The 19,118-nt window shown below is 58.6% G+C and carries 24 protein-coding genes and 1 tRNA gene; 23 read left to right on the top strand and 2 right to left on the bottom strand.

Annotated elements, in window-relative coordinates; translation table 11 throughout:
• Positions 1-6 precede the first annotated feature (6 nt).
• From mtaB to DLJ53_RS27690, 3 genes are all read left to right on the top strand, one after another.
• Positions 7-1,278, top strand: a complete 1,272-nt coding sequence (mtaB, locus tag DLJ53_RS27700; RefSeq protein ID WP_202913396.1) for a tRNA (N(6)-L-threonylcarbamoyladenosine(37)-C(2))-methylthiotransferase MtaB — start codon at positions 7-9, stop codon at positions 1,276-1,278.
• Entirely contained in the window at positions 1,275-2,444 is a 1,170-nt protein-coding gene (gene ftsY, locus DLJ53_RS27695; protein ID WP_111351433.1) for a signal recognition particle-docking protein FtsY, read from the top strand. The genes mtaB and ftsY overlap by 4 nt, the downstream gene beginning before the upstream one ends.
• A 128-nt stretch (positions 2,445-2,572) precedes the next feature.
• Positions 2,573-2,648 (top strand) — tRNA-Lys (locus tag DLJ53_RS27690).
• Between the two features lie 71 nt (positions 2,649-2,719).
• On the opposite strand, the gene DLJ53_RS27685 is transcribed toward DLJ53_RS27690, so the two are convergent.
• The gene (locus DLJ53_RS27685; protein WP_111351431.1) at positions 2,720-3,754 is read right to left on the bottom strand and encodes a tyrosine-type recombinase/integrase; all 1,035 of its coding nucleotides are present in this window, start codon (positions 3,752-3,754) and stop codon (positions 2,720-2,722) included.
• A gap of 3 nt (positions 3,755-3,757) precedes the next feature.
• Entirely contained in the window at positions 3,758-4,009 is a 252-nt protein-coding gene (locus DLJ53_RS36720; protein WP_111351429.1) for a helix-turn-helix transcriptional regulator, read from the bottom strand.
• A gap of 448 nt (positions 4,010-4,457) precedes the next feature.
• Here DLJ53_RS36720 and DLJ53_RS35630 point away from each other — a divergent pair, with 448 nt between their 5' ends.
• From DLJ53_RS35630 to DLJ53_RS27590, 20 genes are all read left to right on the top strand, one after another.
• A complete protein-coding gene (locus tag DLJ53_RS35630; RefSeq protein WP_202913395.1) occupies positions 4,458-4,811 on the top strand; it encodes a TroA family protein in 354 nt (117 codons plus the stop codon).
• A 103-nt stretch (positions 4,812-4,914) separates the two neighbouring features.
• On the top strand, positions 4,915-6,255 hold the full coding sequence (locus tag DLJ53_RS27670; protein WP_146620115.1) for a hypothetical protein: 1,341 nt from the start codon (positions 4,915-4,917) through the stop codon (positions 6,253-6,255).
• 930 nt (positions 6,256-7,185) lie between these two features.
• Complete coding sequence (locus tag DLJ53_RS27665) at positions 7,186-8,343, top strand: phage portal protein (RefSeq protein WP_111351426.1); 1,158 nt, start codon at positions 7,186-7,188, stop codon at positions 8,341-8,343.
• The gene (locus tag DLJ53_RS27660; RefSeq protein ID WP_111351425.1) at positions 8,340-8,660 is read left to right on the top strand and encodes a gene transfer agent family protein; all 321 of its coding nucleotides are present in this window, start codon (positions 8,340-8,342) and stop codon (positions 8,658-8,660) included. Before DLJ53_RS27665 ends, DLJ53_RS27660 begins: the two co-directional genes overlap by 4 nt.
• Entirely contained in the window at positions 8,657-10,219 is a 1,563-nt protein-coding gene (locus DLJ53_RS27655; protein ID WP_111351423.1) for a phage major capsid protein, read from the top strand. Before DLJ53_RS27660 ends, DLJ53_RS27655 begins: the two co-directional genes overlap by 4 nt.
• A 35-nt stretch (positions 10,220-10,254) precedes the next feature.
• A complete protein-coding gene (locus tag DLJ53_RS34880) occupies positions 10,255-10,713 on the top strand; it encodes a hypothetical protein (RefSeq protein ID WP_146620114.1) in 459 nt (152 codons plus the stop codon).
• Positions 10,713-11,315 carry a hypothetical protein gene (locus DLJ53_RS27645; RefSeq protein WP_111351420.1) on the top strand — a complete coding sequence of 201 codons (603 nt, stop codon included), beginning with the start codon at positions 10,713-10,715 and terminating at the stop codon, positions 11,313-11,315. Before DLJ53_RS34880 ends, DLJ53_RS27645 begins: the two co-directional genes overlap by 1 nt.
• Before the next feature lie 3 nt (positions 11,316-11,318).
• Entirely contained in the window at positions 11,319-11,648 is a 330-nt protein-coding gene (locus DLJ53_RS27640) for an HNH endonuclease (protein WP_111351418.1), read from the top strand.
• Positions 11,648-12,004 (top strand): phage tail protein, encoded by a 357-nt coding sequence (locus tag DLJ53_RS27635; protein ID WP_111351417.1) that lies wholly within the window; start codon positions 11,648-11,650, stop codon positions 12,002-12,004. The genes DLJ53_RS27640 and DLJ53_RS27635 overlap by 1 nt, the downstream gene beginning before the upstream one ends.
• On the top strand, positions 11,994-12,317 hold the full coding sequence (locus DLJ53_RS34875) for a phage tail protein (RefSeq protein ID WP_146620113.1): 324 nt from the start codon (positions 11,994-11,996) through the stop codon (positions 12,315-12,317). The genes DLJ53_RS27635 and DLJ53_RS34875 overlap by 11 nt, the downstream gene beginning before the upstream one ends.
• Before the next feature lie 12 nt (positions 12,318-12,329).
• Complete coding sequence (locus DLJ53_RS27630; RefSeq protein WP_111351415.1) at positions 12,330-12,572, top strand: hypothetical protein; 243 nt, start codon at positions 12,330-12,332, stop codon at positions 12,570-12,572.
• 57 nt (positions 12,573-12,629) lie between these two features.
• Positions 12,630-12,938 (top strand): hypothetical protein, encoded by a 309-nt coding sequence (locus DLJ53_RS34870; RefSeq protein WP_146620112.1) that lies wholly within the window; start codon positions 12,630-12,632, stop codon positions 12,936-12,938.
• A gap of 110 nt (positions 12,939-13,048) precedes the next feature.
• Positions 13,049-13,324 carry a head-tail connector protein gene (locus tag DLJ53_RS27625; RefSeq protein WP_111351414.1) on the top strand — a complete coding sequence of 92 codons (276 nt, stop codon included), beginning with the start codon at positions 13,049-13,051 and terminating at the stop codon, positions 13,322-13,324.
• Positions 13,324-13,740: an HK97-gp10 family putative phage morphogenesis protein gene (locus DLJ53_RS27620; RefSeq protein ID WP_111351412.1), complete on the top strand. Its 417-nt coding sequence runs from the start codon at positions 13,324-13,326 to the stop codon at positions 13,738-13,740. Before DLJ53_RS27625 ends, DLJ53_RS27620 begins: the two co-directional genes overlap by 1 nt.
• On the top strand, positions 13,740-14,663 hold the full coding sequence (gene gp17 / locus DLJ53_RS27615) for a tail completion protein gp17 (protein ID WP_111351411.1): 924 nt from the start codon (positions 13,740-13,742) through the stop codon (positions 14,661-14,663). The genes DLJ53_RS27620 and gp17 overlap by 1 nt, the downstream gene beginning before the upstream one ends.
• Complete coding sequence (locus tag DLJ53_RS27610; RefSeq protein WP_111351409.1) at positions 14,660-14,977, top strand: phage head closure protein; 318 nt, start codon at positions 14,660-14,662, stop codon at positions 14,975-14,977. The genes gp17 and DLJ53_RS27610 overlap by 4 nt, the downstream gene beginning before the upstream one ends.
• Complete coding sequence (locus DLJ53_RS27605; RefSeq protein WP_111351408.1) at positions 14,977-15,261, top strand: hypothetical protein; 285 nt, start codon at positions 14,977-14,979, stop codon at positions 15,259-15,261. Before DLJ53_RS27610 ends, DLJ53_RS27605 begins: the two co-directional genes overlap by 1 nt.
• Entirely contained in the window at positions 15,261-15,629 is a 369-nt protein-coding gene (locus DLJ53_RS27600) for a P27 family phage terminase small subunit (RefSeq protein ID WP_111351406.1), read from the top strand. The genes DLJ53_RS27605 and DLJ53_RS27600 overlap by 1 nt, the downstream gene beginning before the upstream one ends.
• Positions 15,601-17,175, top strand: a complete 1,575-nt coding sequence (locus DLJ53_RS27595) for a terminase large subunit (RefSeq protein ID WP_202913394.1) — start codon at positions 15,601-15,603, stop codon at positions 17,173-17,175. The genes DLJ53_RS27600 and DLJ53_RS27595 overlap by 29 nt, the downstream gene beginning before the upstream one ends.
• A 99-nt stretch (positions 17,176-17,274) precedes the next feature.
• A complete protein-coding gene (locus tag DLJ53_RS27590) occupies positions 17,275-19,092 on the top strand; it encodes a M15 family metallopeptidase (protein ID WP_202913393.1) in 1,818 nt (605 codons plus the stop codon).
• Positions 19,093-19,118: the final 26 nt, after the last annotated feature.

The raw sequence follows: 19,118 nt of genomic DNA, 5'->3' as shown, positions 1-19,118 counted from the left end.
TTCACCGTGAAGACAAACCCTGCCCCTATTGACGTCGTGACCTTCGGCTGCCGCCTCAACGCACTTGAGAGCGAGAACGTGCGCGCGCTCGCGCACGCGGCCGGACACGACGACCTCGTCGTGGTGAACACCTGTGCCGTCACCGCCGAGGCTGTCCGTCAGGCGCGCCAGACCATCCGGCGGATCCGCCGCGAGCGTCCGAACGCCACCATCGTCGCCACCGGCTGCGCCGCGCAGACCGAGCCGGGCACCTTCGCCGACATGCCGGAGGTCGACCACGTCGCCGGCAACGGCGAGAAGGTCTCGCCCTCGTTCTGGCAAGGTCTGTCGTTGAACGAGCGCGTCGTCGTCAGCGACGTCATGTCGCTGTCGGAGACGGCCGAGCACATGGTCGACGCCTTCTCCGCCCGCACCCGCGCCTTCGTCGAGGTGCAGAACGGGTGCGACCATCGCTGCACCTTCTGCATCATCCCATATGGACGCGGCCCGTCCCGCTCCGTGCCGATGGGGCGCGTGGTCGATCAGGTGAAGCGCCTCGTCGATTCGGGTCACGCCGAGGTGGTGCTGACCGGCGTCGACCTGACGAGCTACGGCCCCGACCTTCCCGGCGCGCCGAGCCTCGGCGACCTCGTCGGACGCATCCTGACGCACGTTCCGGACCTCGCGCGCCTCCGCCTGTCGTCGATCGACAGCATCGAGGCCGACCCCGCGCTGCTCGACGTCTTCGCGTCCGAGCCGCGGCTGATGCCGCACCTGCACCTGTCGCTCCAGGCCGGCGACGACATGATCCTGAAGCGCATGAAGCGCCGGCACCTGCGCCACCACGCGGTGGAGTTCTGCGCCGACGTCAGGGCCCGGCGGCCGGAGACGACCTTCGGCGCCGACATCATCGCCGGCTTCCCGACCGAAACCGAGGCCATGTTCGAGCGAACCCTCGCCATCATCGAGGATTGTGGGCTGAGCCACGTCCACGTCTTCCCGTTCTCCCCGCGCGCCGGAACGCCGGCCGCGCGGATGCCCCAGCTCTCCCGTCAGGTCGTCAAGGCGCGCGCCGCGCGGCTGCGCGAGGCGGCGGAGGCGGCCATGGCGCGCACCCTCGCCGGCGCCGTCGGCACCGAGGTGGAGGTCCTGGTGGAGGACGACGGGCGCGGCCGCACCCCGACCTACCTCCCCGCCCGCATCGACGGGCCGGCCCTCCCCGGCACGTTCGTCACCGGCCGCGTGGACGGCGTCGTCGACGGCAGCCTCAGCATCCGAGCCCTGGCCGAGGCGGCATGAGCGAACGGCGTTCCTTCTGGGGTTTCGGCCGCCGCAAGTCGGCCGAAGCCCAGCCCGAAATCCCTGCGCCCGATTCCGCCGCGCCCGATTCCACCGCGCCCGCGTCCGCCACGGCGCCAGCCGCGTCCGCCGCCCCGGGCACGGTCTCGGGCGATACCGGGGTGCGGGAGGCGGACGTTCGCGGCACCGGCGCGGACCCGGCCGGAACCGCGGTCGACACGGCGACGGAACCGGCACCGACGGCCGGGGCGACAGCCGCGAAGGACGGCTGGTTCTCGCGCCTGCGCAAGGGTCTCGGGCGGTCGTCCAACCGCCTCGGCGACCAGGTCTCCGGCCTCTTCACCAAGAAGAAGCTGGATGCCTCGTCGCTCCAGGATCTCGAGGACATCCTCATCGAGGCCGACCTCGGCGTCGACACCGCGATGGCGATCACCGACCGCCTGTCGCAGCAGCGCTACGCCCGCGGCATCGACGCCGACGAGCTGCAGGAGGTGCTGGCCGACGAGGTGGAGAAGGTGCTCGCCCCCCTCGCCCGCCCGCTGGAGATCACCGGCGAGGCGCCGTTCATCGTCCTGGTGGTCGGCGTCAACGGGACCGGAAAGACCACCACGATCGGCAAGATCGCGGCGCAGCAGGCGGCCGCGGGCAAGAAGGTCGTGCTCGCCGCGGGCGACACGTTCCGCGCCGCCGCGGTCGAGCAGCTGAAGATCTGGGGCGAGCGGTCCGGCTGCACGGTGGTCGCGGGCGCACCGAAGGCCGACGCCGCCGGCCTCGTCTACGAGGCGCTCGACGCCGCCGCCGACGCGGACGTCCTGCTCATCGACACCGCCGGCCGCCTGCAGAACCGCGCCGAGCTGATGGCCGAGCTCGAGAAGATCGTCCGCGTCATCAAGCGCCGCAATCCGGACGCGCCGCACGCCGTGCTCCTGACGCTCGACGCGACCACCGGCCAGAACGCGATGAACCAGGTCGACATCTTCGGCAAGACGGTGGGCGTCACCGGCCTCGTCATGACGAAGCTCGACGGAACGGCGCGCGGCGGCATCCTCGTCGCCATCGCGGCGAAGCACAAACTCCCGATCCATTTCATCGGCATCGGCGAGGGGATCGACGATCTGGCCCCCTTCCAGGCGGAGGACTTCGCCCGGGCGATATCGGGGCTGTAGGCGGCGAAAAGGCTGCCAGGAGGCTCGGCCGGTGGATGGCTGCATCCCATTCCGGTTTTACGGGCCCGAAGTGGCATGTCGGCGGTTGACCTCGCCGGAAATCCGGCCTATGTCACCGGCCTTGGTTGGGGCGCATAGCTCAGTTGGTAGAGCAGCTGACTCTTAATCAGCGGGTCCACGGTTCGAGTCCGTGTGCGCCTACCAAGTTTCTCAAGGGCTTAGCAGCAGCCCGGAGAAGGTTGGACACAACCCAATCAGCGGTTAGACAAAAGCGGTTAGACAGCGAGCAATTTGGCCATTGCCGCCGCTGCCATCTTCCGTTGGCTCGCAGCCTTCACGTAGTGCGAGACCATCTGCGGAGACCGATGGCCACTCACCGACATAATCTCACGCTCAGAGGCACCTGCCTCAGCGAGTCGTCGGCACGTCGCCTTTCTGAGACCATGTAGCTTCAGGTTCTCAGGTAGCTTGGCCTTACGAAGCGCTTCCCTCAGCAACTTCGATATGACGCCGCCACTGTAGCCCTTCCCGTCTGCACGATGGATGAGGAATTCCCCCTTGGGCGGAAATTCGTCGAGATCGGCTTGCAGCGCCGGATGAATGGGTAGGACTACCACCTCCCCCGTCTTGGACTGCCGAATCGAGATCACGCCATCCTCGATATCGTGCACCATCATCCGGCGAAGGTCCGATGCACGTTGGCCCGTGTAGAGCGCGAGGTTGTAAATGCGACGCTCCACCGTTCCGTTCGGCCATCGCTTCTCAAACTTCGCTAGGTCCGCTTCGGCCCACGTGTCGATTTCGCCCAACTTGATCGGTTGGACACGACTAGCGGGATTGGTCGGGATATCGCCGCACAGGACCGCATGGTTCAACAGGAGCTTCATGCACCGGAGATAGGCGTTGGCCACACCCGGCGTCCCATTGAGGTCGTTGACCATGTTGAGGACGAACTTCACATCGATGTCGGCAACACGCGCCTTCCCGAACAAATCAATGAAGGCGCCAAACGCACCGTCATATTGACGCTTGGTCGGAGGCTTCAGGCGTAGAAATTTGTTCGTCGCCCGATAGTCGCGAATTAGCGCAGCCACAGAGCCCTCAGGAGCGGCCTCCTCCTGTGGCGTGAGCTTGCGTTTGATGGGGTTCGTTTCAGCGTCCTTGGCCAGCCTGAGGCATTCCTGATAGGTCGCTTCAAACTGATCACTTCCCGGATCGCCGGGAAGGTATCTTGTGACGCCGTTTCGTCGGAATCGGTGTCGTATGCGCCCGTGACGGTCGGGCGAGGACGTTACGTATTTTTTGGACATGCTCTAGCTCCAGCGAACCGCCGCAAGGATCGCGGCGGAATCGCTATCTTCGCCAGTGCGCGAATCGGGGGCAAGCCAGTCGTCAAGGTCTGCACGACGATAAAGCGTTCGTGGCCCAACCTTCACAGGTTCTGGTAGCTCGCCGGCCTTCTCAAGTCGCCGGAAGGTTGACGGTGAGATCCGCAGATAGTTCGCGGCCTCGCACTTCAACAGGAGGTTAGAGGTTGTGGTGAGTCCCGGAATGAATTTCGCCATAAATCGCTCGCTGAAAATTCGTCATATGAAATGCCTTTGTGGTGGCGCGTGAAATGGCGCCGACATTGTTCTAGCGAAATGCGTGCGATTGGGCAAGCGAATTTTGGCAGTAATTACAAAGCGATAATGGGGCATAGGGTTCGGCTAGAGTGACACTGCTCCGGGCCATCAGGCATGTCACGTGATCGCTTCTTTCGCGTGCGCGCGTGCGATTCAAAAGACGAAACTTCCGGTTGCGTTACGTCTTCAATTATTGAAGGGCTCGGCGCGTCGGAATACCCTGCAAAACTTCGCGGGTTTCCATGATGCAGCCCCGGCTCCGCTTCTAAGATCACGCTCATCAGCGAGACCGGCCGCGAAACAATTTTACGCAATTGTGAATTTTTCGATTGCGCGGTAGATTCATATTTGCTACAATGTGCTCATTTAGAAAAGAGGAGATTTTCACATGAATTCCAACGATATTGCGGCCAACCTAAGCAAACTCGACCCTTCGCGCCCCTACGTGGATCGCAAAACCGCATCTGATATCCTCGGCATGCCGTATCCAACGCTGTCCGCCCGGATGCGCCTGGGGATTGGACCGCACGTGATCAAAGTCGGTAGCGGCGTGCTTTATGACCTTCGCGAAGTCGAGGCGTACGCGGAGGCGCTAGCAACTATCGCAGAAGCAAAGCAGCAGGTTGCCGAAACGCAGGCGCGCCTTGCCGAAGCGCGCGAACGCCATGCAGAAGCGCAGGCCCGCCTTGCCGAAGCGCGCGAACACCACGAAGCGCTGCATACGCAATACCAGCATAGCTGATGGCGCGCTCTTCAATAAAAAAAGCCCGACACGTTATGGCGCGTGTCGGGCAAGAGCTTCATTTGGGTATACAACATGATCAAAATCAAGAAAGACTTTAACCGTGCATGGCAACATTATATGGCAACCTAAGGCGGATTACAAGAGAAATCGTAAGGTCTTACAAGCTCATCTCTTTGAAAAAGGTCCGGAACAGCAGGCGGCGGCTACCCGTGCACTGTTCACGCGCCGCACCATCGAACATGATGCGTGGTGCAATCAGATGTGCCACAAGGATTATCGGCAAAAGACGCCGTTTGAGCGTACACACATCTTTATGCCGGTGCTCTTCAAACTCGATCAGGAGTGGCGCAATAAGTGGCGCAAAACCCATGAGTGTAGCTATGTCGCTGCGGCCAAATATCAGACGTGGTGGCAAACACGCGACGCGGAACGCATTTGGAAGCTAAGGCAGATCTTTGACGTGTTAGGGCTTCGGTACTCGGAAGCCAACGTCAATTGTATTTATGACTACGTGCTTAACGTGGCTCATTATGCCCACTTCCCGCAGTTCAGCCAGCTATCATCGGCCAAGGTCGCTACCGGCATTATGTATAAGTTGGCGACATTCAATCAGTTCGCCATTGACGGTGGAAAGTCCGGAATTTTCAATCGCGACGATCTAGAGCGGCGCCGCAAAGTTGAGGAGATTGCAGCAAAAAGCGTCAGTGTGAACCGTCGCCGCAGTGAGATCGTGACGGACTTGGATGCCCTGACCGCTGAAATGTACGGTTCCCCTTGGCCATACACAGACAGCAAGCGCGCCAAAAACAGAGAAGCCGTTGAAGCGTCCAACGCTAAGACCGGCGCTAACGACAAGCCGCGCAAGAAAGTTGCGCGCATGCAGCGTTACCGGCCCAACGACAACTCGGCGGCACGCGTCAGGAAGCATCGCGCCAACAAGGCGCCCCTGTCTGATGCGGAGAGGGAGACCAAACGCGAGGCGGACCGGCGAAATCAACAACGTCGTCGGCTTCGCGAGCGGTACAGGAAGGAGGCCCCTACCGACATTGCGGAATTCATATCGGCTATAAGCGACCTAGACGACGACCCCGACGCCGATCCGGTCAAGGTGGGAGTGTATAACAAGATTTGGGATGAGCGTGCAGACGAGATTGAAGCGCACGAAAACTCCAATCGACATTCTGATTTGAAAAATGCAATTGCGGTTGAGGGCGCGCCGTGGCTGACACAGGACGCGCCTACGGCTGATGAAGAGTTGGAGAGCTTGCTAGGCTACCTGGACGTTCCGGCGATGGATGAAAAATCGGCACCGTTGGAAAAGCCCAAGCCTGAGGCCGAACCTCTCGTTTACGATGACAACTATGATCGCCTGAACGATTGGACGTCAAAGAGTCGTCCCGAAGCCTCCGAGCAGATGGCGCTGGAGGATCTGCCATTTTGATATCAAACCGCGCATCGTTGGCTTTCAGAAGGGGTGTCCACATTACGGGCGCCCCTTTTTGATTTATCTCCGGGCGATGTCATGTGTCATGTAACGCCCATAAATCGCGCGATACGGAGAAGGCGCAGCCGAATGTGTCATGTAACGCCCATAAATTCAGGCAACCTGACGATCCGGACGATGTCATGTGTCATGTAACGCCCATAAATGCTTCCCTATTAGAGTCTCTTTTTGATTTGAGAACCGACGTCACTTCAAAAAAACAAAGGATTCTTAAAGGGGGCGATTTATGGGCGTTACATGACATCTAACAACACCTCCGGAACATAAACCATCGTCCGGAATGTGACGTTCGCTGTCGCTCACCATCACCACACTCCGGAAACATCACATCATCCGGCGATTCCGAACTCCCCGAGAGTGTGACGTGACGTGACACGTCACTCATACTTCAAATTTGGCTGCCTCCAAGACCACGCTCACCACATTCCGGCGATCCTGAACCGTACGAAGCCCATAGGAGGCCGTAGGGGCGCCTCGGCGCGCCCCTAGGCACTGTCACCCCAAAAACCAACGAGCGTCTGTGCGTCGTCCTGAAGGGCTTTAAATAGTATCAACACACATCCGCCGGGACATCGAGAACAAAACCCAATCAGGGCCGAAGCATAATTCGGCACAATTTGCAACAAATCTACATAAGATCTATTGCATCAACCGCAAATATTTAGTATAATACGCAAAGTTATCATGGTTTAGATCCTTTTACGTGATAGCGATTGCGCAAGGTCCGGCGGTTTGGTTCGAACATTAAATCCTTCCCGCCGGACCTCCACTAATTTTACGAGCGATATTTTGACCATTCTAAACAGACTCTCCAGGCGGATTCCGTCACCAAAGATTGAAACGAAGGCCGCTACGACAACCAGTGGCATGTTCGGCTTGGACTGGTTGTTTACGACCAGCACAAACACCGGCATCGCGGTCACGCCAACCAATGCCGCCAAGTGCGCAATGGTAGCGGTCTGCACTGCCCTCCTGGCCAACGGCTGTTCGATCCCGGTGAAGCTCTACCAGCGCGTAGACGGCGCCAAGGAAGCAGCAACGGACCACCCGGCCCATACCCTCGTTCACCGTGACGCTTCAGACTGGATGAGTGCGGCAGCGTTCCGCACTGCCCTCACGCGGGATGCCATCGCGTTCGGCAACGGTTTCGCGCACATCACCCGCGATGGATCTGGCCGGCCCGTCGAGCTAATCCGCCTGTCACCTGGCGCCGTAGCAATCGAAATCGACGACGTCACCCTTGAACCAACGTATCGGCTTTCGCTGGCCCATGGCGGAACGGTCGTCGAGCATTTTTCCAATATTCTGCACATCACCAGCGGCATGAGGGCCGACGACGGTGTGACTGGGCTTTCGGTGATTTCGCAAGCCAAAGACGACATCGCCCTTTCACTCGTGATGGCCCAAACGGTCGCGAGCACCTTCAAAAATAACTCCAGGCCCGGCGGGATCATTCTGCTTCAGAAGGCCATGGGCGATGACACACGGGCTGCTATCAAATCTAGTTGGACACAGGCCCTTTCCGGCGAGAATGCCGGCGGCATCGCTGTCCTAGAGCACGGCGCGAAGTACGAGACCATTCAGCAGCCGCTCGCCGAGAATGAAGCCGAAAAGCTCCTCATTCAGACGAATGTCGCCATCTGTCGGCACTTCAACGTTCCGCCCCATCTCGCTTACGAACTGACGCGCGCAACGTGGTCCAACGCTGCCGAGATGAACAGGGCCTTCCTCGACTACAGCCTCGCGCCATGGCACCGGGAATGGGTATCCGCCTACCGCCGTGCGCTCCTGACGCCTGAAGAGCGCGACACCTTCCTATTTGAGTTCGAAACTGATGAATTCATTAAGTCCGCCACATTGGACCGTTGGCAGGCTTACCAGATCGCCCGGTCCTCCGGCGTCCTTACGGCCAATGAGATCCGCGCAATTGAGAACATGCCCCGGATCGATACCGCCGACGCCGATGCCCTCGGCAACCCTTACACACAAGGAAATTCAAATGATTTCAGTGAGGTACAGGAATGAAGCACTTTTTCGGGGACGGCGAGTATGAGTTTGCGCTGACCCTTTCACTTATTGAAGAAATTGAGCGCCAGACCGACCTTGGCCTGCCTAGCTTGGCGCGATCACTGCTGGCTGACTCCTGGCGCGCGAGGGACGTGAAGACCATCCTTCGTCTGTCGCTCGTCGGCGGTGGTCTCGACCCTGAACGCGCCACTTCAATTATTGAAGCCTACATGCTGCCAACGGGCCTCACGAAGTGCGCACTTATTGCGCTCGTGACGCTAAGTGACCTGATGGGCGCCGTTGATGACGACGACACCGAAGAGGTGCCGGCATGAGCGAAGTCATTGAAATCAAGGCAGCATTCACAACCGGCGATACCGGCGATATTGAAGGCATCGCATGGCCCTTCGGCAAGGCTGACCGCGTCGGCGATGTCATTGAGAAGGGCGCATTTGCTGGCGCCCCAACGTCCCTTCCGATGCTGTGGGCTCACGATCAGAGCCAAGTCATCGGCGTGTGGACTTCAATTATTGAAGGGCAAAAGGGCCTAGAGCTTAAAGGCCACCTGCTGATCAATGACGTTGCCAAGGCGCGTGAAGTTCACGCCATGGTTCGTGCCGGCGCCGCTTCCGGCCTCAGCATCGGCTTTCAAACCAAGTCCGCCACACCCATTCGCGGTGGTGGCCGAACGATTAGGTCCGTCGACCTTCTTGAATGTTCAGTCGTGGCTGTTCCTGCAAATGCAGACGCCCGGATCACCTCTATTAAATCAAATTCTCTTTCAAATCAGGATGTTACCCCTATGGACAACGAAGTAATTGAAGACGAGGCCGAGACCGTTGACCTCGCCGAGACCATCAGCGAACTCAAGGCCAGTCTCGCCGAGACCACGAAGGCATTTGACGCCCTTAAGACCGATCACCAGAAGCTCGCCACCCGCCTCAATCGCCCTGGTGTCATCACGGCCAAGACCGAAGATGCTGCCGAGACCGAGACCAAGGCGTTCCGTGCGTTTGTCGCAGGCGACCAGAAGGCACTTTCAGTCACTGGCGACTCTGGCGGCAAGGGCGGCGTACTCGCCCCGGCAACGTTCCAGGCCACCGTGCAGCGCCTTCTGATCGAGGCATCGCCTTTCCGCCAGTTTGCGTCCGTTATGACCATTGGCGCCCCGTCGATTGAGCTTCCGGTACAGGACTCCGCCGTTCAGGTTTCGTGGGTTGGCGAGAATGAGACGCGACCCGACACGGATGCCGCCTTCTCCACTCTCACCATCGATACGTTCGGCATGGGTGCGCAGGTTTCGATTTCCAACGACCTGATTGCCGACTCGCAGGTTGATATCATGTCGATCATCGCCAGCGATTTCGCCAAACAGGCCGCGAAGGCTGAGGGCCTTGCCTTCCTCGATGGCGACGGCACCAAGAAGCCGACCGGCCTTCTGCGCAATGCGAACGTTGCGGTTCAGGATGCGACCGGCACCACGCTCGCGATTGACGATATTGTGGACCTCACGGTTTCGCTTCCGAACGAGTACGCCCGCTCGTCCAAGCTGTTCATGAACCGCAAGACGCGTGCCGCCCTTCGCAAGCTGGCGCTCGCCGAGGCACCGGATGCGTGGGGTGACTCCCTCGCTGCCGGGACGCCTTCGACCTTCCTTGGCTTCCCGATCATCGAACTGCCCGACCTCGACGACGTTGCGGCTGACGCTACGCCGATCCTGTTCGGCGACCTCGCCCAGACCTTCCGCGTCGTGGATCGTGCCGGCCTTACGCTGTTCAGCGACCCGTACACCAAGGCGGCCAACAACATGACCGTCGTTCACGTCAATCGTCGTGTCGGTGGCGCTGTTATCAACCCTGACGCGATGACGTTCTACACGATGGCCGCTGCATAAGCGGCCATTCTCTCAATTATTGAAAGGCATTTGAAATGGCAGTCATTAAACACAACACTTCAACCCTAAGTATCGGAACCACAGCCTCGGCAAACGGGCTAGCTGCGTTTGAGGCAGATACCTACGAGACCATCGGTCAGCTTAACGAGATCGGTGAGATTTCCGGTGAACGCAACATTGGGTCGATTAAGGACATCAATCTTGGTCGAATGATCAAGTTTGAGGGTTCGTATGATCCCGGTTCTATCGATTGCGTGTTCGCATATGACCCCAATGACGCAGGGCAGCAGGCACTCATCGATGCGCACAATGGCGGCGGCTACAACTTCAAATATACCCTAACCAACGGTGAAGCGATCTACTTTAGGGCGTACGTCCCCAAGTGCGCCATCGGTACTGGCGGTGACGGCGACGATCACGTGATGACCCTCAACGTCATCCTGGCGCGCGACAAGGGCATTGCCGTCATGGCCCCGGCTCCTGAAGCCCCATAATGATGCACGGGGTTCAACTCACCGTAGACGACATTGAGCTGACGCTGATTCCGACCCTACGGGCGGCAATGACACTTAATAACCGGTTTGGAATGGAAACAATCCTTGATGGCGTCATCAGGGAAAAATTTTCAATTATTGAAGCGGTCATTCACGCATGCGCCGTCAACGCGAACCCCCGTGACATCGCCAAAGCAACCAGACTGGCGTTGCGCCCCTACCCGGCACCGGCATTCACCGAAGCGATCCTTAATGTCGTGCTCGGGTTGGCTGGCGCAACGCCCGATCTGTACGAGGACGCCGACGACACCGAGGCGACCAAAGGCACCAAATCCACCACGAGCACCGAGAAGCCGAACCCCAAAAGGTTCTATGCCGAGCTTTTCGAGGTTGCGACGGGTTGGCTTGGCTACACGCCGAAAGATGCCCTCGACTGCACGCCCGGTCAGATTCTCGCTGCCCAACGCGGTCGTGCCAAGCTGCTGAACCAATTGTTCGGTTCCGGCGCGAAAGACAAGGCCCAGAAGCCATACGTCGCCAAAGACCCAAAATCCCGCGACGCGCTAATGACCGCAATGTTCGCAAACGCGGTGAAGGGATGAACCATGCCACAAAAACCGCGTTCCCTTCGTTCGTGCGGATGCCTGCTACGGCCCGGCGAGGAATGCGAACACATCAAGGCCGCCAAAGCCAAAAGGGATAAGCAGCGCCAGAACGCCAAAGAGCGTGGCTACGATGCCCAATGGCAACGCGCCCGTAGGCTCTTTCTCGCCGAGCACCCCCAATGCGTCCGCTGCGGCCATCCGGCAAGCGTCGTCGATCACATTAAGCCGCATCGTGGCAATCGTCGCCTGTTTTGGCTCCGGTCCAACTGGCAGGCCCTTTGCACCAAGTGCCATAACAGTTGGAAGCAATCATTTGAGAGAAAGAAGTAATGGCCCTAACGACGTTTACGCCCACGCGCACACCCTCTGAAAATTCTATCAGGGACACGACGCCAAAGCTTCTCATTGCGGAATTCGGCGACGGCTATACGCAAATCACGGCAGACGGCACCAACCACATCCGGGAGACTCTTCGCCTGACGTGGCAATTCCTCGACGTGACCGAAGCCGACTATATCGAAGATTTCTTTCGTGCCCAAGGTGGCCATACGCCATTTTACTATACGGCACCCGATGATTCCACGGCTAAGAAGTGGACATGCCGGAAGTGGAACAGGACATTCCAAGAGAACAACCGACGCACCATTACAGCCGAGTTCACACAGGACTTCAGTAATGCACAATAATTACTTAACCAGCCAGAACCCACCCCGGCCAATCTTCACGCCATCCCATGAGCCAACGGTGACGAGCACTAATGAAGGCAACCCGGCGGAACTGAAGCTCAACCGCAGCCTGACCCTGAAATGGGCCATGATCCCAAAGGACAAAGGCAGAGAGCTACTTCGGTTCTTCAAGCAGCATAACCGCAAGCCGTTCGCCTATCACGTTCCCGGCGATGAGCACGAGCACCATTGGATCTGCAACACCTATAAGGTCTCGACGTACCCAATGCCGCTGTTTGATGTAGAAGCCAATTTTATACAGATTACCGAATGAGGATGTACGTAAATGAACATGGACCCAATCTATATTAGCGAACACTTTATCGACGACGAGCATACTGTGGCGCTGCAATATTATACTCAAGATATCGACGATGTTACGCCTTTCCGCGCTCTAAACATCGGCCATCGCATCGATTACACCTTGCCCGGTGAGACGACGACTCGTCTTTGGCACCTCAAGGAATGCACCATCAAAGCCATTGACAATTACTATTGCGTAGACGTCGTACTGCTAGAGTGGCCATAATATTCAACGATGCAATCCACCCGACACACATACACAGCAGAGGAGCACGCCCGTTGGATGGCCGAGAACGTAGACGACTACCGCGCACCAACCACCCACACTGCCCAATGTGTGGCGCTGTGGCGTGCCGTCATTGTCCAAGCCATCAAGGACACCAAGCGAGCAGCTAACCCAAAGAGACGAGTGAGCAAGTTTCCTTCACGCGATGTAATCGAAGCCAAGGATTGGTTCATCGATAGAAGCAAGGATTATCGTCTTGTTTGTGCCCTTGCGAATATTGAAGAGGAAGCGTCCCTTGCGTTCCTTGAGCCATATGTGGCCGACAGACGTAAGGAGCGAGAAGCGGCAATAGAAACAATGGCATAGGGGGAGGCTCTGAACTTTTGGACGGTAACCCTATACCGCACCACCCCCTTTCTTCAAATTTCACCAGAAATAGGCTTTTGCCCCTATGATTACTACGAAGGAATTTAGCAATGCTTGTAACCCTCGAAGAGGTGAAGGCTCACCTCCGGATCGACCACAACGAAGATGACACGGACCTCAACGGCATCATTGCCGCTGCGACAGCAATTGCCCTCGGGTTCACTGGCGATCCGACGCTAACCGACCTCGACCCTGTCCCGGCTGATCTGCGCTACGCGATCCTTGTTGGTGTCGCGCACATGTTCGACCATGCTGGCGAAACGGGCCTCGATCCCCGCGACGCCATGGCCCCTTTCCTGGCTCCATACCGCAAATGGAGCTTCTGATGGGTAGGGTTAAGGGCCTCGATAAGGCGCAACGCAAACTCAAAACTCTTTCGAAGAGCGCCCTAGAGGCCGTTCAGCCCGCACTGATCAAAGGTGCAGAGGACATCGCGAACATTCAGCGATCCCTTGCGCCAGAGGATGAAGGCGATCTTCGCGACTCCATCCATGTCACCAAGCCCGGTGAAGCCACACCGTATGGGGCCATTCGGAAAGGCGAGGCCACCGTCGCCGAACCGAACCAAGCCATCATCACCGCCTACAGCGACGACGTTGATTACGCCTATCACGTCGAGTTCGGCACGTCGGACACCGACGCCCAACCGTTCTTTGCACCGGGATATCGCCTCGGGAAAAAGAAGGCCCTGAACCGGATCAAGCGCGCCATCGCCACCGCCGTAAAGCGTGAGGCGCAGTGATGGAGAGCGGATCAAACACAATCCAGAAGGCCCTATTCCAGCACCTTTCGAACGTACCTGAACTTGCTGGGATTGCGATTGTCGATAGCGTCAAATGCCCGGACCTTCCCCGCGTTCGGATGGGTCCGTTTGCCGAGGGTGCCGTTGACCTCACGACGCATCGGAATCACGCGCGGCTTAGCTTCGATCTGCACGTGTTCACCCGTGAGCCTGGGTCATCCGAAAACAATGCCATCCTGGCTGTCATCAAAACGGCCCTGCGCAATTGGGCGCCGCAGTTCTCTTGGATGCGATGCGCGGACACCCGCTACAGCCAACAGCGAACCATGCGCGACGCTGCCGACGCCGACCTTTGCCACGGCCTCATCAGCTTCGATGCCCTGATTGAGTACCATACGGACGACCACCTGCTGATCGCCGACAGCACCATTTTTGCCGAGTGGCGCCTGTTCGATCCGCAGACGATGAACACCGCAATCGATGGCTCCGGTGACATTCCCGGCGAAGGCGATGCTGTTGGGCGCTTCATCGACGATGTGAATTCCGCCGTGCTGTCCGTCACGCCCGACGACAACGCCCGGCCAACCTACCATTCCGCCGATGGCGGCAGCGTCCTGTTCGACCTCGAAACCACGAACGTTGAGGTTGCCACGCCGACCGAATGGCGAAACGTGTGGGTCGCTGTTTGCAGCAATGATGGCCTAGAGGCGTACAAGACCACACTCCCAGGCGGCACCTTCAGCGTGTTCGCCAGCGAACGGACGTACGGCGCGAACATTAACTTTATTGGGATCTATGACGGACGGCTAGACCGGGCGCCTGTCAGCTACCGCATCAGCAACGTGCTGAAGGAAGCCGGCATCATCGTTTGGGACGATTTCGTTCGTTGGGACGATGACGACGTTTGGAGGGAGACCGCATGATCACCTCCGGACAGCTAGACAAAATCATTGAGATCAAAGCGCTAACTCAGGCACAGGACGAATACGGCGCAATTTCAGAGAGTTGGGCCACGTTTGCCACCGTGCATGCCCAACGGCTCGAGACGCGTACCAGCGACTTCCTGAGGGCTTCCGGCGAAGGTTCAGAGACCGTTGCGGCGTTTCGCATTCGTTGGCGCCCGGATGTGTCCGTAGCCGACCGCCTATCCTGCAACGGTGACAATTTCGAAATTATTGAAGTCGTCGAGCTTGGCCGTCGTCGCGCCCTTGAGCTTCGTTGTCGGGGGAGAGTCTAGTGCCTTTTTTCAACGCAATGATCCCGAACGATCGTGAGTATTTGCTCAAGTTCGTGCGAGTCTTCGATGCTAAGCATTCTGCCTGGAGTGAAGCGTTGCTCAAGCTTATCCAGCGCTTCCCGGAGCTTTACTTCCTCAACGGAGTCGGGTGGCCCCAACTGTTGGAGCGATTCCGAAATTTCGCGCAGATTTTCCCACTGCCGATTGGCAGCAAGCTCGGCAATCAGTCTAAGCACTGCCGCACCTCTACCACACACAATGACGATTTCAGGAATATATTGTAATGAGCCGTGGCCGCAAGCCCAACCCAAAATCAACGGAATCCGGCCTTCTGAAGCGCACGCCGTCAGTCCCGGCGTGGTTCCCGGCTGAAGCGAAATCGGTGTGGCGGCGCGTTGCAAAGCGCCTCATTGAACGGCGCGTTCTTGCCGAGAGTGATCTAGATACGCTCGCGAGCTACTGCGTAGCTACGGCGAATATCGAAATCATCACGTCCGGACGCGGAGACAAAACCATCAATGGGACTTTGAATCAGGCCCAGCAAATCCAACGCCAATTAGCCGCAGAACTTGGTTTGTCGCCAACCTCGCGCAGTAAGGTTGGTACAGAGCCGAGTGATAACGATGAAGACCTATCCGCATTGGGTCTTTGACGACTCACCCATTGATGATCCGTTTGGCTACGGCGAACGCGCCGTACAGGCAATCGGTGCGTTCAAACACCCAATGAGCCAGTCGCCAAAGCGCCGGTTCGAGTTGGCCCCGTGGCAGGAACGTATCGTTCGCCAGATCTATGGGCCGCGCCTTCCCAACGGCAATCGGATCGTTCGCAAGGTTGTCTTACTGGTCCCTCGCGGCAATCGCAAAACGGCGTTCTGCGCTGCCCTGGCACTGCTGCACACCATCGGCCCGGAGCGCAACATTGGTGGCTTGGTGCAGTTCGCAGCGTCAGACCGTGGCACGGCGCGCGTCGCGTTCGAGGAAGCCCGCAACATCATTCAAACGGACAGGCGCCTGAAGCCCTACGTCGGGATCACGGATTCCCGAAACTATCTTGGGCACCTTGGAGACCGCACGCGCATGGAGGCCATCTCCTCAGATGCCGGCCTCCAGCATGGTCGTACGCCGTCATTTGTTCTGGTTGACGAACTCCATGCATGGCCGAAACGTGACCTGTTTGACGTTATGGAGACCTCACTTACCAAAACGCCAAACACCCTCATGCTGATCGCCACGACGGCAGGACGGGGCCACACCAACCACGCTTGGGAAACAATCCAATACGCCCGGAAGGTGGCCAGCGGCGAGGTTGAAGACCCATCCTTTTTGCCCATCCTGTTTGAGGCCGATCCCGATGAGGATTGGACCGATGAGGAACTTTGGCACCGTGTGAATCCTGGCATGCCCTACGGCTTCCCCGATCTGGACGGCATGCGGATCGCCGCACGCGAAGCCAGCACTAACCCCGGCAAGCGTGACGCCTTCCGCCAACTGCACCTGAACATGTGGCTGGAGCACTCGACCTCGCCATTCGTCGATATGGAGGTTTACGACAAAGGCGCCGGCCCCGTTGATCCCGAAGCCATGGGCGACGCGCCATGTTTCATTGGCGTCGATCTATCGAGCAACAAGGATCTTACCGCCGTCGTGATGTGCTGGCGCGACGAAGACGACAGGTACGTCGTGAAGCCGCACTTTTTCGTACCCGAGGACAACATCGAGCTACGCGCATCACGCGACGGTGTCCCTTACCCCCGTTGGCGCGACGAAGGGCTTATTGAAGCCACACCCGGCCCCGCCGTCGATTACAAGCGGGTGGAGGAGTTCATTCGCGAGCAAACGAAGCGCTACCGTGTCGAAGAGATTGCCTTCGATCCTTACGGAGCGTCGGCCATGATGCAGCGCCTGGACGATGACGGATTGCCTGTTCTGGCCTTCCCTCAGGGTTGGCGCACCATGTCCCCGGCGATTAGCGAGTTAGAGCGCGCCATCCTGTCGGGCAAGTTTGTTCATGGTGGCCATCCGGTTCTGCGGTGGAACTTCAACAATATTGCTGTTGAGTACGACAAGGCAGAGAACCGAAGCTTCCATAAAAAGAAGTCCAAAGACCGCATTGATGGCGCCGTTGCTTCGGCAATGGCTGTTGCACGCGCTGCAGCTTATACCGAGATTTCCGGATCTATTCTATCTTACATTTAACGAGGCAATACAATGGCATCTGATGACGCAAGACTTACTATTCTCCTAGAGGCCAAGGTGGCAGAGTACGAAAAATCTCTGGCACGCGCGGAGAAGCGAATGGCCAAGGCCGCAGCCACTATCGACAAGGGCGCAGAGAAGGCCGGCAAATCCATCGAGAAGGAACTACGCGACGGCGCCAAGGGCGGTGAACGTGCCCTTGAAAGCCTGAGCCGTAGGGGCGCCCGATCACTCGGTGATCTTACCCAAGGCATCGGTGCCGTACGTGGTGCGCTTGCAGGCGCCTTTGCCGCTGCCGGTGTTGGCGAGTTGGTCAGTCGCGTCAGGGAGGCAACGGCAGCCGTCGCCGAAATGAACAAGGAAGCGGCGGTTGCCGGCCTCGATACGACGACCTTTCAGGAATTCTCGTTTGTAGCGCGCAAGTTCCGTGTGTCCCAGGATGCGATTGTTGACGGCTTCAAAGAAATGCAGCTTCGTGCAGACGAATTCGCAGTGACGGGCAAGGGTTCAGCGGCGGACGCATTTGCCCGGCTCGGCTATGGCGTTGAGGATGTAACGCTGAAGCTCCAGCGCCCTGCGCAGTTTTTCGACGAAATCATTGACCGCGTTCGGCAGCTAGGAAGTACAGCCGCACAGATTCGCGTTCTCGATGAGATTTTCGGCGGCACTGGCGGCGAACAGCTCATGACCGTCGTCAGGCAGTCGACTCAATCGATGAGCGATCTGCGCCGGGAGGCCCATGAGGTTGGTGCGGTCCTGAGTGGCGAGTTGATCGACAAGGCCGTCGTTCTCGACCAACGCATTGCCGATCTATCCACGGCTGTTCAGACCAAGCTGCGCACCGCGTTCATCAATGCTGGCACCGCTGCATATGGCATTGTGGACGCGATCGATGCCGCCATTCGGAAGCTCGACACCCTCGCAACAGAGTTCGGCAATTCGGACTTCTGGTCGCGTATCAACAACTGGGCGGCTGCGAACGGGCTCATGTCAGTGCCGGAAGGCATGACGATCCTTGATAACGACCTCGCCGGCACCATCGGCAATCGCGCTATCGAGGATCAGCGGAAACGGGTTGCGTACCTCGAAAACGAGATTGCCGAGGTGAATAGATACATGGCGTTGCCGGACGGTGAGCGCGGTGTGATGACCCTTGATGGCCTTCGCGACCGTGCTGCCGAGTTGACCCGAGAGTTAGCCCACGCGAACGCCGAGTTGCGCGTTCTGGAGCAAACCGCTGGCACGATTCATATTCAGCCTATCCCGGTTCCCAACCAGTATGGGCCCTACCTTCAGGGTGAAGCTGGCCTTGGTGCCGGTGTCGGCGGTTCGAACAAGAGTTTCAGCGCACTAGAGGACTCGTTCGAAGGCGCCCTACGTCGCATGATCGCCGATGCTAAGGCAGCCGGGCATGATATCTCGCTCAACAGCGGGTTCCGTTCGAACGAGCGCCAAGCGGAGCTTTTTGCGGCTGCCGTCGAGAAATACGGGAGTGAACAGGCTGCACGGAAATGGGTCGCACCACCCGGCGGCTCAAAGCACAACTACGGCCTCGCCGCTGACCTCGGCTACGGGAACGATGCTGCACGCCAATGGGCGCACCAGAACGCGGCCAACTACGGCCTGAACTTCCGGATGAGCCACGAACCATGGCACGTTGAGCCGAACGGCGCTTCGATTCCTTCGGCCAACCCGGCACCGAACACCAATCGCGATGCCGATGCCGCCGCAGCCAAGCGCCAAGCCGACGCGATCCAGCGTGTGACACAGCAATTGCAGTTTGAGAACGACCAACTAGGCCGTTCGACCCTGCAACAACAGATCCATCAGGCATTGCGCCAAGCCGGCATCACCATCGATTCCGAGTGGAGCGCACCCCGTTTTGACCGGACAGGTGGCATAGCCGATAAGGCATAGGCATCCGCCTATGAGTACGACTATGT

Source organism: Acuticoccus sediminis (genome assembly GCF_003258595.1).
Taxonomy (GTDB): Bacteria; Pseudomonadota; Alphaproteobacteria; order Rhizobiales; family Amorphaceae; genus Acuticoccus; species Acuticoccus sediminis.
The sequence above is the reverse complement of the archived record's forward strand: the minus strand, read 5'-3'. Positions and strand labels throughout refer to the sequence as shown.